At 62.2% G+C, this 14,867-nt stretch carries 15 protein-coding genes; 12 read left to right on the top strand and 3 right to left on the bottom strand.

The genetic code is table 11. The annotated features are described in order from the left end of the window. Positions 1-70: 70 nt before the first annotated feature. The 3 genes from YQ44_RS23610 to YQ44_RS23600 all read right to left on the bottom strand — a co-directional run bounded on the left by YQ44_RS23610 (position 71) and on the right by YQ44_RS23600 (position 2,574). Positions 71-616 carry a hypothetical protein gene (locus YQ44_RS23610; protein WP_071325464.1) on the bottom strand — a complete coding sequence of 182 codons (546 nt, stop codon included), beginning with the start codon at positions 614-616 and terminating at the stop codon, positions 71-73. A 77-nt stretch (positions 617-693) separates the two neighbouring features. Then, complete coding sequence (locus YQ44_RS23605; protein WP_071325463.1) at positions 694-2,214, bottom strand: YifB family Mg chelatase-like AAA ATPase; 1,521 nt, start codon at positions 2,212-2,214, stop codon at positions 694-696. Between the two features lie 111 nt (positions 2,215-2,325). Next, positions 2,326-2,574 carry an accessory factor UbiK family protein gene (locus tag YQ44_RS23600; protein WP_035824443.1) on the bottom strand — a complete coding sequence of 83 codons (249 nt, stop codon included), beginning with the start codon at positions 2,572-2,574 and terminating at the stop codon, positions 2,326-2,328. 270 nt (positions 2,575-2,844) lie between these two features. Between YQ44_RS23600 and YQ44_RS23595 the strand changes: the two genes are divergently transcribed. From YQ44_RS23595 to YQ44_RS23540, 12 genes are all read left to right on the top strand, one after another. After that, a complete protein-coding gene (locus tag YQ44_RS23595; RefSeq protein ID WP_071325462.1) occupies positions 2,845-3,609 on the top strand; it encodes a TorF family putative porin in 765 nt (254 codons plus the stop codon). Between the two features lie 11 nt (positions 3,610-3,620). After that, positions 3,621-3,959 carry a P-II family nitrogen regulator gene (locus YQ44_RS23590; protein ID WP_010393464.1) on the top strand — a complete coding sequence of 113 codons (339 nt, stop codon included), beginning with the start codon at positions 3,621-3,623 and terminating at the stop codon, positions 3,957-3,959. An 11-nt stretch (positions 3,960-3,970) separates the two neighbouring features. Continuing rightward, on the top strand, positions 3,971-5,512 hold the full coding sequence (locus tag YQ44_RS23585) for an ammonium transporter (protein ID WP_071325461.1): 1,542 nt from the start codon (positions 3,971-3,973) through the stop codon (positions 5,510-5,512). A gap of 334 nt (positions 5,513-5,846) precedes the next feature. Beyond that, complete coding sequence (gene gshA, locus YQ44_RS23580) at positions 5,847-7,145, top strand: glutamate--cysteine ligase (protein ID WP_070222828.1); 1,299 nt, start codon at positions 5,847-5,849, stop codon at positions 7,143-7,145. Positions 7,146-7,254: 109 nt separating this feature from the next. Further along, on the top strand, positions 7,255-8,211 hold the full coding sequence (gshB, locus tag YQ44_RS23575) for a glutathione synthase (RefSeq protein ID WP_071325460.1): 957 nt from the start codon (positions 7,255-7,257) through the stop codon (positions 8,209-8,211). 15 nt (positions 8,212-8,226) lie between these two features. Beyond that, entirely contained in the window at positions 8,227-8,631 is a 405-nt protein-coding gene (locus YQ44_RS23570; RefSeq protein ID WP_029496035.1) for a PTS sugar transporter subunit IIA, read from the top strand. A 92-nt stretch (positions 8,632-8,723) separates the two neighbouring features. Further along, complete coding sequence (locus YQ44_RS23565; protein ID WP_010393142.1) at positions 8,724-8,993, top strand: HPr family phosphocarrier protein; 270 nt, start codon at positions 8,724-8,726, stop codon at positions 8,991-8,993. A 44-nt stretch (positions 8,994-9,037) separates the two neighbouring features. Next, on the top strand, positions 9,038-10,780 hold the full coding sequence (gene ptsP, locus YQ44_RS23560) for a phosphoenolpyruvate--protein phosphotransferase (protein ID WP_071326719.1): 1,743 nt from the start codon (positions 9,038-9,040) through the stop codon (positions 10,778-10,780). A 134-nt stretch (positions 10,781-10,914) separates the two neighbouring features. Further along, the gene (gene metX, locus YQ44_RS23555; RefSeq protein WP_083412018.1) at positions 10,915-12,117 is read left to right on the top strand and encodes a homoserine O-succinyltransferase MetX; all 1,203 of its coding nucleotides are present in this window, start codon (positions 10,915-10,917) and stop codon (positions 12,115-12,117) included. Further along, positions 12,114-12,725, top strand: coding sequence for a methionine biosynthesis protein MetW (metW, locus tag YQ44_RS23550; RefSeq protein ID WP_071325458.1), 612 nt, complete (start codon positions 12,114-12,116; stop codon positions 12,723-12,725). The genes metX and metW overlap by 4 nt, the downstream gene beginning before the upstream one ends. Beyond that, positions 12,725-13,984 carry an AmpG family muropeptide MFS transporter gene (locus YQ44_RS23545; protein ID WP_071325457.1) on the top strand — a complete coding sequence of 420 codons (1,260 nt, stop codon included), beginning with the start codon at positions 12,725-12,727 and terminating at the stop codon, positions 13,982-13,984. The genes metW and YQ44_RS23545 overlap by 1 nt, the downstream gene beginning before the upstream one ends. Beyond that, positions 13,965-14,867: a M48 family metallopeptidase gene (locus YQ44_RS23540; RefSeq protein ID WP_071325456.1), complete on the top strand. Its 903-nt coding sequence runs from the start codon at positions 13,965-13,967 to the stop codon at positions 14,865-14,867. Before YQ44_RS23545 ends, YQ44_RS23540 begins: the two co-directional genes overlap by 20 nt.

Genomic DNA, 14,867 nt, shown 5'->3' with positions numbered 1-14,867 from the left:
TGTTGGACAGCGCACCTATTTACAAGGGCCCATCTCTCGTGCGGACCGCCATTTAAGCAAGCGTTAAGTCTCAATCGAGCTTCACGGCGTCCATGAAGGTATCGATGGTGTCACGCGATAGCTTGCTTTCTTCGCCGAGGATGATGACCTGGAAGATGCGTTTGTCCTGCGCCACGAAACGCCCGACCAGCAAGACCGGCTTGCCTTGCTGCGTGCCGGCCGCCTCGATGCTCAGCGAACTGCGCTGGCGTGTGCCGGCCGGCGAGCTGCTGGCCGCTGACGCCGATTTTTCGCTGCGCACGGTGCCATTGATATTTTTCAATAATGCTGTCCGCATGGCGGGCAAGGCCGCCTGCGCCTGCTCCGCAGTGTCGAGCACGGCGCTGCCGATGGCGAAGGTGCTGCCATCGACTTCGCTGGCGGTCATGGTCAGGCTGACTTTCTTGCCGTCGAGATCCACTTCGCGCGTCAGTACGGCCGGCTTGCCAGGAAACAAGGCCGTGAACTGGGCGTCGGGGCTGCGATAATCGCGCCAGTCGAATTTCGGACTGCAGGCGGCCAGGACGCTGGCAGCGGCAAGCGTCGCCAGAAATAGGGCAAGTGATGTTTTTTTCATCAGCAGATGGTAGCAGCGCCGCCCATCATGTGCAATCGCGCGCGTACGGGCGGATTGGGCCACCTTATCTGCCCACCTTATATTTCACGCAGCACGCGCCGGTACTGGATCGCTTCGGCCACATGTGCTTGTTCGATGACTGGACTGCCTGCCAGGTCGGCGATGCTGCGGGCCACGCGCAGCACCCGGTGATAAGTGCGTGCCGACCAGTGCAGGTGCAACATGGCACTGTGCAGCAGCCGCTCGCCATGTTGTTCCAGCTGGCAATGCTGTTCGATTTCCACGTTGTTCAGCCGCTGGTTCAATTTGCCCTGGCGCGCCAATTGCAGGGCCGACGCCGCCGCCACGCGCGTGGCGATTTGTTGCGTGCCTTCGCCAGCACCGGCTTGCCTGCCCAGCGACGCCGGCGGCATGGCCGCCACTTCAATCTGCAAGTCGATACGGTCGAGTAGCGGTCCGGACAAGCGGCCGTGGTAGCGCAGCACAGCGTCCGGCGTGCACCGGCAGCGGCCGGATGCGTGGCCCAGATAACCGCAGGGACACGGGTTCATGGCGGCGATCAGCTGGAAGCGGGCGGGAAAATCGGCTTGGCGGGCCGCGCGCGAAATGGTGATGACGCCCGATTCCATGGGCTGGCGCAGCACGTCGAGCACTTTGCGGTCGAATTCGGCAATTTCATCGAGGAAGAGCACGCCGCAGTGCGCCAGCGAAATTTCGCCGGGCCGCGGAACATTGCCTCCGCCCACCAAGGCCACGCCGGAAGCCGTCTGATGGGGCGCACGATAGGGGCGCCGTTTCCAGTGTTCCACTTTAAAATTGCCGCCCAGCGAATGCACGGCGGCCGATTCCAGCGCCTCTTCGTCGCTCATCGGTGGCAGCATGCCGGGAAAACGGCTGGCCAGCATGGTCTTGCCTGCACCAGGCGGACCCACCATCAGGACGTTGTGGCCGCCAGCGGCAGCCACTTCCAGCGCGCGCCGCGCTTGCTGTTGTCCCTGCACATCGGCAAAGTCCGGATACAGGAAAGCGGGTGCAGCCGGCATGGGCTGGTGGCGCTGCAGGGGCGTATGGCTGGCGCGCGCGGCAAAATGCGCGCATACCTCGAGCAGGGTGTGGGCTGGGTAGATGCCGGCATCGCGGACGAGCGCCGCCTCGTCCGCGTTCGCGTGCGGCAAGATGAAGGCGCGCGGCACGCCGGTCTTGTCGCGTTGCATGGCAAACGTCATGGCCAGCGCGCCCCGGATGGGACGTAGCTGTCCTGACAGCGACAGTTCGCCAGCGAATTCATAGTGGTGTAATTGGTCGCCCGGCAATTGGCCGGAGGCGGCCAGAATGCCTAGCGCGATGGGCAGGTCGAAACGGCCCGATTCCTTGGGCAGATCCGCCGGGGCCAGGTTGGCCGTGATGCGCCGCGCCGGCATGTCAAAACCGCAGTTTTGCAGCGCGGCACGTACGCGGTCGCGCGATTCCTTCACTTCCGTATCCGGCAAGCCGACGATCGTAAAGGACGGCAAGCCATTGGCAAGATGGACTTCGACACTTACCTCGGGCGCTTCCATGCCGGCCAGGGCACGGCTTTTCAGGACTGCCAGACTCATCAGATCCCCCTGTAGCGCGGGCGCGGGCAGGATCAGTCTAGTCCTTGAAACGGCGTGCGGCTTGCGCTATGCCAGCAAGAACGCCGATTACGGCGCCTTGCGTGCGGCGATTTACGCTTTTGGATCGTTCAGGCGCGTTTCCAGTTCGATCAGGCGCAATTCCAGTGCATCGAGCTTGGCGCGGGTCTTGGCCAGGACCTGGGCCTGGATATCGAATTCCTCGCGCGTGACGAGATCCAGGCGGGCGAAGCCCTGGGTCATCATCGATTTCACGTTCTTCTCGATATCCTTGGCCGGCGAGTTTTCGATGGCTTGATGGATCTTGCCTTGCAAGTCGTTAAAGAAGGTATTCATGTCCATGGTCAGTCCTTTTATGGTGCGGCCTGTGCATCGCACCATTGCGGTGCACAGCGGCGTTAATCTGGTGCGAAACTGGGCAAATTCACAATGCTTTAGCCGCCCGTTCCCGCATGCCCAGGGGCTTGCAGGGTATGTATGGACGGAAACGCACCTGTCAAGGTGGCAATGGAGCTGGCACGTATTCTGCTAAAGCATGGATGAACGCTTTGTGATCTCCAGCCAAGATTTTAAACCTCAACCGCTTTAAAAGTTCAATAAAAGGGAATCGCCATGAAGAATCTGTCCAAGAACATGACTTTAGCAGCAGCGTTGACACTGGCCATGACCGCCGTGTGCGGCAGCGCGATGGCGCAGGAAGCGGCAGCGGCGCCCGCCGCCGAAGCTGTGCCCGACAACGTGGTCAGCTACAACGTGGCGCTGACCAGCGATTACCGTTACCGTGGTCTGTCGCAAAGCCGCCTGAAACCTGCCGTCAGCGGCGGCGCCGACTATACGCACAATCCGACTGGCCTGTACGTGGGCACCTGGTTGTCGAGCATCAAATGGATCAAGGATGGCGGCGGCGATACGGATCTGGAATGGGATATCTACGGCGGCAAGCGCGGCGAACTCAGCAAGGATTTCACGTATGACGTGGGCGGCCTGTATTACTTCTATCCCTCGAACGGCCTGAGCACGAATGCGAATACCTTCGAACTGTACGGCCAGCTCGGTTATGGCCCGCTATATATCAAGTACTCGCATTCGACGACGAATCTGTTCGGCGTGGCCGACAGCAAGAATAGCGGTTACCTGGACCTGGGCGCCAACGTGGAAGTGCATGATGGCTACATGCTGAACCTGCACGTGGGCCGGCAAAAGGTCGAGCACAACAATTCCCTCAGCTATAGCGATTACAAGATCGGCGTGACCAAGGACTTCGGCATGGCGACCGTGTCGCTGGCTGCCGTGAAGGCCAACATCGCTTCGCTGGCGCCCAATGGCAAGAATCTGGCGAAAACGGGCCTCGTATTGACTGTTTCCAAAACCTTTTAAGCGAGACTGCCATGAAAATGATTACTGCAATCATTAAACCGTTCAAACTGGACGAAGTGCGCGAAGCCTTGTCGGCTATCAATGTGCAAGGGATTACCGTCACCGAAGTGAAGGGGTTCGGCCGTCAGAAAGGCCATACGGAACTGTACCGTGGCGCCGAGTATGTGGTTGATTTCCTGCCAAAAACCAAAATCGAAGCGGCGGTCGACGACGCCATTGTCGACCAGGCCATCGAAGCCATCGAGGGCGCCGCGCGCACCGGTAAAATCGGCGATGGCAAGATTTTTGTGTACAACCTGGAACAGGTCATCCGCATCCGGACCGGTGAAACCGGCAACGAAGCGCTCTAAGGGGAATATTGATGCGTAAAAATATAACAACATTGTTAGCTGGGTTAGCCTGTCTGTGTGCGTTTGGGGTTGCCGCGCCCAGTTTTGCCGATGCCCCGGCCAAGCCGGAAGCCGTGACGGCCGCTGTTGCCACGCCTGCCGCGACGCCGGCGCCCGATGCCGCCGTGCCGGCTGCCGCGCCAGCCGCCGCCGCTCCTGCCCCAGCGGCTGCCGCGCCGGCGCCCGTCGCCAACAAGGGCGACACCAGTTTCATGATGATCTGCACCGTGCTGGTGATCCTGATGACGATCCCAGGTCTGGCCCTGTTCTACGGCGGCCTGGTGCGCTCGAAGAACATGCTGTCGGTATTGATGCAAGTGTTCATGGTGTTTTCCCTGGTGGTGGTGCTGTGGTGCATTTATGGCTATTCGGTCGCCTTCACGGAGAAAACCGCCTTCTTCGGCGGCTTCGACCGTCTCTTCCTGAATGGCATCTGGGATCCGGCCAAGGGCACGTTTGCCGCCGCCGCCACCTTCAGCAAGGGCGTCGTCATTCCCGAGTTCGTGTTTGTCGCCTTCCAGGGCACGTTTGCCGCGATTACCTGCTCGCTGATCGTCGGTGCCTTTGCCGAACGCGCCAAGTTTTCCGCCGTGCTGGCCTTCGTCGTACTGTGGTTCACGTTTGCCTACCTGCCAGCGGCGCACATGGTCTGGTTCTGGACCGGCCCTGACCTGATCACCGATGCGGCGACGGCAGCCACCGAAGCGGCCAAGGCTGGCTGGATCTGGCAAAAAGGCGCGCTGGACTTCGCCGGCGGCACCGTGGTGCACATCAATGCCGCTATCGCCGGCCTGGTGGGCGCCATCATGATCGGCAAGCGCGTCGGCTACGGCCGTGAATCGATGGCGCCGCATTCGCTGACGATGACCATGATCGGCGCGTCCCTGCTGTGGGTGGGCTGGTTCGGTTTCAATGCCGGTTCCTCGATGGAAGCGGGCGACGTGGCGGCTCTGGCCTTCGTCAATACCATGCTGGCCACGGCTGCCGCCACCCTGTCGTGGGTGTTTGGCGAGTGGATTACCAAGGGCAAGCCTTCCATGCTCGGCGGCGCGTCCGGCGCCGTTGCCGGCCTGGTGGCCATTACCCCGGCGGCCGGCTTCGTCGGCCCGATGGGCGGCCTGGTCATCGGCTTGCTCGCCGGTATCGTCTGCCTGTGGGGCGTGAATGGCTTGAAACGCCTGATCGGTGCCGACGATTCGCTCGACGTGTTCGGCGTCCATGGCGTGGGCGGCATCCTCGGTGCCTTGCTGACGGGCGTGTTTGCGGCGCCGCAACTGGGCGGCCAGGGCATCTTCGACTATGTCACCAACAAGATGTCGGCCGACCCGTATTCGATCGGCCACCAGGTGTGGGTACAGGCGCAGGCTGTCGGCACGACCATCATCTGGTCGGCCGTCGTGTCCGTCATCGCCTATAAACTGGTCGACATCGTCATCGGCCTGCGCGTACCGGAAGAGGAAGAACGCGAAGGCCTCGATATCACCAGCCACGGCGAACAGGCCTACCACGGGTAACGCCAGGCCAAACCTGCTGCGCGTCGCGATTTGCGGCCTGCGATGCTCACTGTGCATGCGCACAGCTCCGCTTCTCAGCCGCAACTCGCCGCCGCTCGCTACGGTTTTGTCAGACGGTGTGATTGTTGATTTTCTGGCACTGCGGCGCCCCGGCGCAGCATGCCAGCGTTGTTTTGCTTGAAAAGGCGCCTCATCGAGGCGCCTTTTTTTCGTTATGGGAATGGAAAAGGTCTTTAAAACAAGGCTTTTGCCCCGATTTGGGGTACTTACACGGTAATATAGTCGGCAGTTCTGTGTGCTTTTCGATTACTGCACATAATTTAAGGATGTAACTATGGTTCCCCACCTCGTCACGGCCCTGACCGGACCGCTGCTCGACCTCGAAAAAAAGATTCTGGCCGCGACGCCGGCCATTGAGCGCTGGTTCCGCATGGAGTGGCAAGAGCACACGCCGCCTTTCTATTGCTCGGTTGACTTGCGCAACGCCGGCTACAAGCTGGCCCCCGTCGATACCAATCTCTTCCCTGGCGGTTTCCATAACCTGGCCACGGAAATGCTGCCCCTGTCCGTGCAAGCGGCCATGGCCGCCATCGACAAGTATTGCCCGGATGCCCGCAACCTGCTGATCGTGCCGGAGTTGCACAACACCACGCCGCAGTATCTGCAGAACGTGGCGCGCCTGATGCAGATCTTCCGCCAGACGGGGCTGCACGTGCGCTTCGGCTCCTGGTCGCCCGAAATCACGCAGCCGACGCCATTGGCCTTGCCTGACGGAAATATGCTGGTCATTGAGCCCCTCGTGCGCCTGAACAATGGCCGCCGCCTGGGCTTGAAGGATTTCGATCCGTGCACGATTTTGCTGAATAACGACTTGTCGGACGGCATTCCCGATATCTTGCAAAATATTCATGAGCAAAGCCTGCTGCCGCCTTTGCACGCGGGCTGGGCCTTGCGCCGCAAGAGCAACCACTACACGGCCTACGATGAAGTGGTGAAAAAATTCGGCAAGATGATCGATGTCGACCCGTGGATGCTCAACCCGTTCCACGCCAAGTGCAGCGACGTCAACTTCCAGGAAGGCGAGGGCGAAGACGCCCTGGCCGCCAGCGTCGACGTGCTGCTGGCGAAGATCCGCAAGAAATACAAGGAATACGGCATCAAGGAAAAGCCCTTCGTCATCGTCAAGCCCGATGCGGGCACGTATGGCACGGGCATCATGACGGTGCGCGACGCCAGCGAAGTGCGCGACCTGTCGCGCAAGCAGCGCGACAAGATGTCCATCGTCAAGGATGGCAAAGTCGTCACCGACGTCATCATCCAGGAAGGCGTGCCGACCTTTGAAAGCATCAAGGATGCCGTGGCCGAGCCCGTCGTCTACATGATCGACCGCTACGTGGTGGGCGGTTTCTACCGCGTGCACGCGGAAAAGGGCGTGGACCAGAACCTGAACGCGCCCGGCTCGCAGTACGTGCCGCTGGCATTTGCCCAGCAGCATGCCGTGCCGGACTTGAAGGCCAAGCCGGGCACGGCCGCGCCGAACCGTTTCTATGTGTATGGCGTGGTGGCGCGCCTGGCCTTGCTGGCCGCGTCGCTGGAAATGGAGCGCACGGATCCGAATCCCGAGGTGTATTGAGCTGGCGCGGGCGCCTGCCGGGCGCGGCGGCTCCCCTCGGGGAACCCCGCCTGGCGATCTCGGCTAGAATCAAGCATTCCTTACCCAAGCACCCCGATTGGACCGTACCATGAAAATCGCATTCCTCGCCGACCCGCTGGCTGGCTTCAAGACTTACAAAGACTCCACCTTCGCCATGATGCGCGAGGCGGCCAGGCGCGGTCATGCCGTCTACGCGTTCGAGCAGAAGGACATGGCGCTGGAAGAGGGCATCGTCACGGCGCGGGTCACGCAGATCGAGCTGACGGGCGACGAGCACGACTGGTACAAGGCCGTCTCCACCGAAGAAGTGCGCCTGTCGACCCTGGACGCCATCATCGAGCGCAAGGATCCGCCGTTCGACATGGAATACGTGTATGGCACGTATCTGCTGGAACTGGCGGAAAAGCAGGGCGCCTGCGTCTTCAACAAGCCATCGGCCATCCGCGACAACAATGAAAAGCTGGCCATCGCGCAGTTTTCCGAATTCACCTCGCCGACGCTGGTCACGTCCAGCGAAGCGCGCCTGCGCGCCTTCCACGCCAAGCACCAGGACGTCATCTTCAAGCCGCTCGACGGCATGGGCGGCACGGGCATCTTCCGCGTCAAGGCCGATGGCCTGAACCTGGGCGCCATCATCGAGACGCTGACGGACAACGGCGCGCAAACCATCATGGCGCAGCGCTTCATCGCCGACATCGTCAAGGGCGACAAGCGCATCCTCGTCATCGGCGGCAAGCCGGTGCCGTTTTCGCTGGCGCGCATTCCGCAGGCCGGCGAAGTGCGCGGCAACCTGGCGGCCGGCGGCACGGGCGTGGCGCAGCCATTGACGGCGCGCGACCTGGAAATCGCTGAAAAGCTTGGCCCCATCCTGGCCGCGCGTGGCCTGATGCTGGTAGGATTGGACGTGATCGGCGACTATCTGACGGAAGTCAATGTCACCAGTCCGACCTGCTTCCAGGAAATCATGCAGCAGACTGGTTTTGACGTGGCCGCCATGTTTGTCGATGCGGTCGAGCAAGGCGTTGCGCAAACGCAGCAACGTTAATAAGGCGAAATGACTATGGTAGGGATCTTGCTCATGACACATGCACCGCTGGGACAGGCGTTCATCGCCGCCTGCGCGCATGTGTTTCGGGGGCCAACGGAACGTTTTGAAGCCATCGACGTGGTCGCGGACCAGGACCTGGCCGAAGTACAGAAGCTGGCGTCGGAAGCCATCTGCCGTCTCGACGACGGCTCCGGCGTGCTGGTGATTACCGACGTGAAGGGCGGCACGCCGTCGAACTGCTGCAACAAGCTGGCCGATGCGGGCAGGGTGGAAGTGATCGCCGGCATCAGCCTGCCGATGTTGCTGCGCGCCATCACGTATCGCCGCGATACGCTCGACGTGGTGGTGGAGATGGCGCTGGCCGGCGCGCAAAGCGGCGCCGTGCGCGTGGATAACCGCATTCGCGTCGGCGAGTAGGGAATGACATGGCCGCCGCCCTGAAGGCGGCGGGTTTTATAGGCAAGGGCTGTCATCAATGCAGTGCATTCAGGGATAGAGACTATACAAAAATGATTCAAAAAGAACTCGAAATCATCAACAAGCTGGGACTGCATGCACGCGCTTCCGCCAAATTTACCCAACTGGCCGCCAAGTTCAAGAGCGACGTCTGGCTGACCCGCAACGCGCGCCGCATCAACGCCAAGTCCATCATGGGCGTGATGATGCTGGCCGCCGGCAAGGGCGCGAAAGTGACCCTGGAAGCAGAGGGCGATGATGAGCAGGCATGCGTCGATGCCCTCACCGCCCTGATCAACGACAGGTTTGGCGAAGGCGAGTAATGCCCGCCGAACGCAGCCGCAGCCGCATTCCGACAGGTCACCCCATGGCATCCTTCACGCTCCACGGCATCCCGGTTTCCCGCGGTATCGCCATTGGCCGCGCGCATTTGCTGGCGCCGGCCGCCCTTGACGTCAAACACTACCTGGTCGCTCAGGAACAGATCGAAGCCGAAGTACAGCGTTTGCAGAACGCCATCGCCACCGTCCACAAGGAGCTGCAAACCCTGTGGAACGATTTGCCCAAGGATGCGCCGACCGAACTGGGCGCCTTCATCGACGTGCACGCGCTGATCCTGTCGGACCCGATGATCGCCGAAGCGCCGCTCGACATCATCCGCTCGCGCCACTACAACGCCGAATGGGCGCTGCTGACGCAAATTGATGAATTATCGGCCCAGTTCGACGAAATCGAAGATCCGTATCTGCGCGAACGCAAGGCCGACATCCAGCAAGTGGCCGAGCGCGTGCTGAAGGTCTTGCTGGGCACCGAACAGCTGCTGCCGAAAGCGGCCGCCGAAGACGAATTGATGGCGCAGATGGTCGTCGTCGCGCACGATATCTCGCCGGCGGACATGCTGCAGTTCCGCGACCGCTCCTTCATCGGCTTCATCACCGATGTCGGCGGGCAGAACTCGCACACGGCCATCGTCGCGCGCAGCCTGGATATCCCGGCCGCCGTCGGCATGTCGCAGGCATCGACCCTGATCGAGCAGGACGACTGGCTGATCATCGACGGCGACGCCGGCGTGGTCATTGCCAACCCCAGCGCGCTGGTGCTGGAACAGTACCGCGAGCGCCAGGTGGCGATGCAGCGCGCGCGCAAGAAGCTGGGCAAGCTGAAAAAGACGCCGGCCGTCACCAGGTGCGGCACCCCCATCACCCTGCTGGCGAATATCGAGCTGCCCGAGGATTGCCCGTTTGCCCTGGAGTCGGGCGCCAGCGGCGTGGGCCTGTTCCGCTCCGAATTCCTGTTCATGGGCCGGGCCCACAAGATCCCCACCGAGGACGAACAGTTCGAGGCCTACCGCAATACGGTGCAATCGATGAAGGGGCGCGTGGTGACCATCCGCACGCTCGACATCGGCGCCGACAAGCCGCTCGACCAGGCCGACCATACGGCATTGAACCCGGCCCTGGGCTTGCGCGCCATCCGCTATTGCCTGGCCGAGCCGCAGCTGTTCCTGACGCAGCTGCGGGCGATTCTGCGCGCCTCGGCCTTCGGCAAGGTGCGCATCCTGATACCCATGCTCGCGCATGCGTTCGAGATCGACCAGTCGCTGGCCATGATCGCGCAAGCCAAGGCCAGCCTGCGCGAGGAAGGCGTCAAGTTCGACGACGAGGTCGAAGTGGGCGCAATGATCGAAATTCCCGCCGCCGCGCTGGCGCTGCCCATGTTCGTCAAGCGCATGGATTTCCTGTCGATCGGCACGAACGACTTGATCCAGTACACGCTGGCCATCGACCGCGTCGATTACGAGGTGGCGCATTTGTACAATCCGCTGCATCCGGCCGTGCTGCAACTGATCTCGATGACGATCGCCGCCGGCCACAAGGCGGGCATAGACGTGGCCGTCTGCGGCGAGATGGCGGGCGACGTCAAGCTCACGCGCCTGCTGCTGGGCATGGGGCTGCGCGAGTTTTCCATGCATCCAGCGCAACTGTTGGCGGTCAAGCAAGAGATCCTCAACAGCGACCTGGGGCTGATCGCACCACAAATGCGCAAAATTATGCGCTCGATGGAGCCAAATGTGATCGCGGAAGCTGTCCAGCAACTTCAGCTCATGTAAACTGTCACTTCATCAGCATCAGGACACATCGCGCGCGGCATGATGTGTCCTGATGTTAAAGTTGCAAAACCTACCATCGCGGTTTTGCATCGACCATGGCCCGTGGGGCCGCCCCCCTTTATAAACCGACACACATGTCATCCATTGGAATCGTTTCGCCGCAAACCATGTATTTTGCGGAACCCCTGCAGCTGCAAAGCGGAGCATCGCTGCTGGACTATATGTTGATGTATGAAACCTACGGCACCCTGAACGCCGACAAATCGAACGCGGTGCTGGTTTGCCACGCCCTGAACGCCTCGCACCACGTGGCCGGCGTCTACGCGGATGAACCGAAAAGCACGGGCTGGTGGGACAATATGGTGGGTCCCGGCAAGCCGCTCGACACCAACAAATTCTTCGTCATCGGCGTCAACAACCTGGGCTCCTGCTTCGGCTCGACGGGCCCGATGCACACCAATCCCGCCACCGGCAAGCCGTATGGCGCCGCCTTCCCCGTCGTCACGGTGGAAGACTGGGTCAGCGCGCAGGCGCGCCTGGCCGATGAACTGGGCATCAGCCAGTTCGCCGCCGTGATGGGCGGCTCCCTGGGCGGCATGCAGGCGCTGGCGTGGAGCATCATGTTCCCCGAGCGGCTGCGCCACTGCGTGGTGATCGCTTCGACGGCCAAGCTGTCGGCGCAGAACATCGCCTTCAACGACGTGGCGCGCCAGGCCATCCTGTCGGACCCCGATTACCATGGCGGCGACTTCTATGCGCACGGCGTGGTGCCGAAGAACGGCCTGCGCGTGGCGCGCATGGTGGGCCACATCACCTACCTGTCGAACGACGACATGGCGGAAAAGTTCGGCCGCAAGCTGCGCGATGCGGCGCAGACGGGCGACTACAAATTCGGCTTCGGCATCGACTTCGAGATCGAATCGTACCTGCGCTACCAGGGCGACAAGTTCTCCGAATACTTCGACGCCAACACGTATTTACTGATCACCAAGGCGCTCGATTATTTCGATCCGGCGCGCGCGCATGGCGGCGACCTGGCCAAGGCCCTATCGGGCACCAAGGCCAAGTTCTTCCTTGCCTCGTTCTCCACCGACTGGCGCTTCTCGCCCGAGCGCAGCCGCGAGATCGTCGAAGCGCTGGTCTGCAACCGGCGCCAGGTCACGTATGCCGAGATCGATGCGCCGCACGGCCACGACGCCTTCCTGCTGGAAGACCCGCGCTACATGAACATGGTGCGCGCCTACTACGGCCAGGTATGGAACGACATCGCGGCGGGCGTGCCCGCTGCGGCAGCACAGCACACCGCCGTCCGCCAGGGCGCGAAGGAGATCGCATGACTTTTGACGAATTGAGCGCGCTGCGCCCCGACCTGGCCTTCATCGCCCACTGGGTGCCGAACAACGCGCACGTGCTGGACGTGGGGTGCGGCGAAGGCGTGATGCTCGAGTACCTGCAAAGCGACAAGGAGTGCAGCGGCTACGGCATCGAGATCGCCGACGACAAGGTACTGGCCAGTACCTTGCGCGGCGTGAATGTGATCCAGCAGGACATGGAAAAGGGCTTGTCCATCTTTGGCGACAACAGCTTCGACACGGTGCTGTGCCTGTCGTCGCTGCAGATGATGAAACAGGTCGAGCCGCTGTTGCGCGACATCGTGCGCGTGGGCGCCGAGGCCATCGTCTCGTTTCCCAACTTCGCCTACTGGCCGCACCGCGTGGCGCTGCTGAAGGGCCGCATGCCCGTGTCGAAATCGCTGCCTTACCAGTGGTACGACACGCCCAACGTGCGCTGCGCTACGATCAACGACTTCCGCGAACTGGCCGAGGAGTGCGGCCTGGAAGTGATCGAGTGCGTGGCCCTGGCCGAAGGCAAGATGGTGTCCGTGCTGCCGAACCTGCGCGGCGACCTGGCCGTCTTCCGCCTGCGTAAAAAAGCGGTGCATTGATGAGTAAGAGCCCGGCGCCAGGCTGGCGTTCCTATGCCAACGGCCGCATGCTGGCCGTGCTGGTGCTGGGCTTCAGTTCCGGCCTGCCCCTGTTCATCCTGCTGTACCTGCTGCAGGCGTGGCTGGCCAAGTCGGGGCTGAACGTGAAGGCGCTGGGGCTGTTCGCCCTGGTGCAGTTCCCGTATATCTGGAAATTCCTGTGGGCCCCCCTGATGGACCGTTACAGCATCCTCGGCCTGGGGCGCCGGCGCGGCTGGATGGCGCTCACGCAGGTGGCGCTGTTCTTTTCCATCGGCGCCATGGGCATGCTTGATCCGCTCACGCAGATCGGCCTGATCGCGGCCGCCGCCGGCGGCGTGGCCTTTTTGTCGGCCAGCCAGGACATCGTCATCGATGCCTACCGCCGTGAAATCCTCAGCGATAACGAGCAGGGCCTGGGCGCGGCCGTCATCGTCAACGCGTATAAGGTGGCCGGCATGGTGCCGGGCGCGCTGTCGCTGATCCTGGCCGACCGCATGCCGTGGCAGCCCGTGTTCTGGATCACGGCCGCCTTCATGCTGCCCGGTTTTGTCTGCACCTTGCTGGTGAAGGAGCCGAGCGTGTACGGCTCGCCGCCGAAGACCATGCGCGAAGCGATCATCCTGCCATTCCAGGAATTCATCGCGCGCGATGGCTGGCGCAACGCAATGTGGATCCTCGCCTTCGTATTACTGTATAAAATCGGCGACAGCATGGCGACGGCGCTGGCGACGAAGTTTTACCTGGACCTTGGCTTTAGCATGACGCAGATCGGCCTGGCCGCCAATACCACGGGTTTCTGGGCCAGCCTGGCCGGTGGCGTGGTGGGCGGCGTGTGGATGCTCAAGCTGGGCATCAACCGCGGCCTGTGGGTGTTTGGCGCGCTGCAGGCGATCGCCATCCTCGGTTTTGCCTGGCTGGCGCAAGTGGGACCGAATACCGTGCTGCTCAGCGCCGTGATCGGCTTCGAGGCGTTTGCCAGCCTGGGGCTGGGCGCCGCCGCCTTTGTTGCGTTCTTGTCGCGCACCACGGATCCGCGCTACACGGCCACGCAATATGCGCTATTTTCCAGCCTGAGCGCCGTGCCGCGCACCCTGATCAACGCCTCGGTCGGTTTCCTCGTCGCCGAGCTGGGCTGGTTCTCGTTTTTCATCGTCTGCTTCTTCCTGGCCTTCCCGGCCATGATGATGTTGCCTAAAATTGCTCCATGGAGGTCTGCCAATGGCACCAGTATCCCTTAAACGCTGCGCCGTCCTGGCCAGCCTGTGCGCGGTTACCGCGCTGGCGCCCCTGTCCGCCTTCGCCCAGCAGGCAACGGTCCAGGATGGCATCAAGGTGCGTCCCTTGTCGACTTCGCGCATCTTTGCCGGCGGCGCCGATTTCAATGCACAATCGAAGCAGCAATATGCGCAGCTGGTCAACGAAGCGAAGGAAAAAAATGCGCTGGTGCCCGACAGCGATCCGCAGGTCAGGCGCCTGCGCGCCATCGCGCAGCGCATCATCCCGTTCGCCACGCGCTGGAACGAAGCGGCGGCCAACTGGAACTGGCAGATCAACCTGCTCAATTCCGACCAGGTCAACGCCTTTTGCATGCCGGGCGGGCAGATCGCCTTTTACAGCGGGATTATCACCAAGCTGAACCTGACCGACGATGAAGTCGCCGTCGTCATGGGCCATGAAATTTCGCATGCGCTGCGCGAGCACTCGCAGGCGCAGGCGGGCAAGGGCAATCTGGCGGCCGTCGGCGCCAAGCTGGCCGGCGCGGGCCTGTCGGCCTGGCTCGGCGTCGATCCGAATCTGACCAGCACCGCCACGAATATGGCGGCCCAGGGCGTGATGCTGAAGTTCTCGCGCGACGATGAACGCGAAGCGGACCTGATCGGCATGGACCTGGCTGCGCGCGCCGGTTTCGACCCGCGCGCCGGCGTCGTGCTGTGGCAGAAAATGGCCGCCGTGAGCAAGGGCGCGCCGCCGGAATTCCTTTCGACGCACCCGTCGGGCAAGGACCGCATCTCGCAGATGAACAGCCACATGGCGCAGGTGCTGCCGCTGTACGCGCGCAGCAAGGGCGTCAGCGTCGACGCCTTGCCGCCATACCGCAGCAACGCGATTGCCGCGCGCTAG

It is taken from the genome of Janthinobacterium sp. 1_2014MBL_MicDiv (assembly GCF_001865675.1).
GTDB lineage: Bacteria > Pseudomonadota > Gammaproteobacteria > Burkholderiales > Burkholderiaceae_D > Janthinobacterium.
This window is presented reverse-complemented; position numbering and strand designations above follow the sequence as displayed.

What these genes read in the sequence shown, in the direction of transcription:
- YQ44_RS23605 (WP_071325463.1), bottom strand. Translation starts at nt 2,214, where the DNA reads ATGAGTCTGGCAGTCCTGAAAAGCCGTGCCCTGGCCGGCATGGAAGCG.
- gshB (WP_071325460.1), top strand. Translation starts at nt 7,255, where the DNA reads ATGAAAATCGCATTCCTCGCCGACCCGCTGGCTGGCTTCAAGACTTAC.
- YQ44_RS23540 (WP_071325456.1), top strand. Translation starts at nt 13,965, where the DNA reads ATGGCACCAGTATCCCTTAAACGCTGCGCCGTCCTGGCCAGCCTGTGC.
- metW (WP_071325458.1), top strand. Translation starts at nt 12,114, where the DNA reads ATGACTTTTGACGAATTGAGCGCGCTGCGCCCCGACCTGGCCTTCATC.
- YQ44_RS23585 (WP_071325461.1), top strand. Translation starts at nt 3,971, where the DNA reads ATGCGTAAAAATATAACAACATTGTTAGCTGGGTTAGCCTGTCTGTGT.
- YQ44_RS23610 (WP_071325464.1), bottom strand. Translation starts at nt 616, where the DNA reads ATGAAAAAAACATCACTTGCCCTATTTCTGGCGACGCTTGCCGCTGCC.
- YQ44_RS23545 (WP_071325457.1), top strand. Translation starts at nt 12,725, where the DNA reads ATGAGTAAGAGCCCGGCGCCAGGCTGGCGTTCCTATGCCAACGGCCGC.
- YQ44_RS23570 (WP_029496035.1), top strand. Translation starts at nt 8,227, where the DNA reads ATGGTAGGGATCTTGCTCATGACACATGCACCGCTGGGACAGGCGTTC.
- YQ44_RS23590 (WP_010393464.1), top strand. Translation starts at nt 3,621, where the DNA reads ATGAAAATGATTACTGCAATCATTAAACCGTTCAAACTGGACGAAGTG.
- YQ44_RS23595 (WP_071325462.1), top strand. Translation starts at nt 2,845, where the DNA reads ATGAAGAATCTGTCCAAGAACATGACTTTAGCAGCAGCGTTGACACTG.
- metX (WP_083412018.1), top strand. Translation starts at nt 10,915, where the DNA reads ATGTCATCCATTGGAATCGTTTCGCCGCAAACCATGTATTTTGCGGAA.
- gshA (WP_070222828.1), top strand. Translation starts at nt 5,847, where the DNA reads ATGGTTCCCCACCTCGTCACGGCCCTGACCGGACCGCTGCTCGACCTC.
- ptsP (WP_071326719.1), top strand. Translation starts at nt 9,038, where the DNA reads ATGGCATCCTTCACGCTCCACGGCATCCCGGTTTCCCGCGGTATCGCC.
- YQ44_RS23600 (WP_035824443.1), bottom strand. Translation starts at nt 2,574, where the DNA reads ATGGACATGAATACCTTCTTTAACGACTTGCAAGGCAAGATCCATCAA.
- YQ44_RS23565 (WP_010393142.1), top strand. Translation starts at nt 8,724, where the DNA reads ATGATTCAAAAAGAACTCGAAATCATCAACAAGCTGGGACTGCATGCA.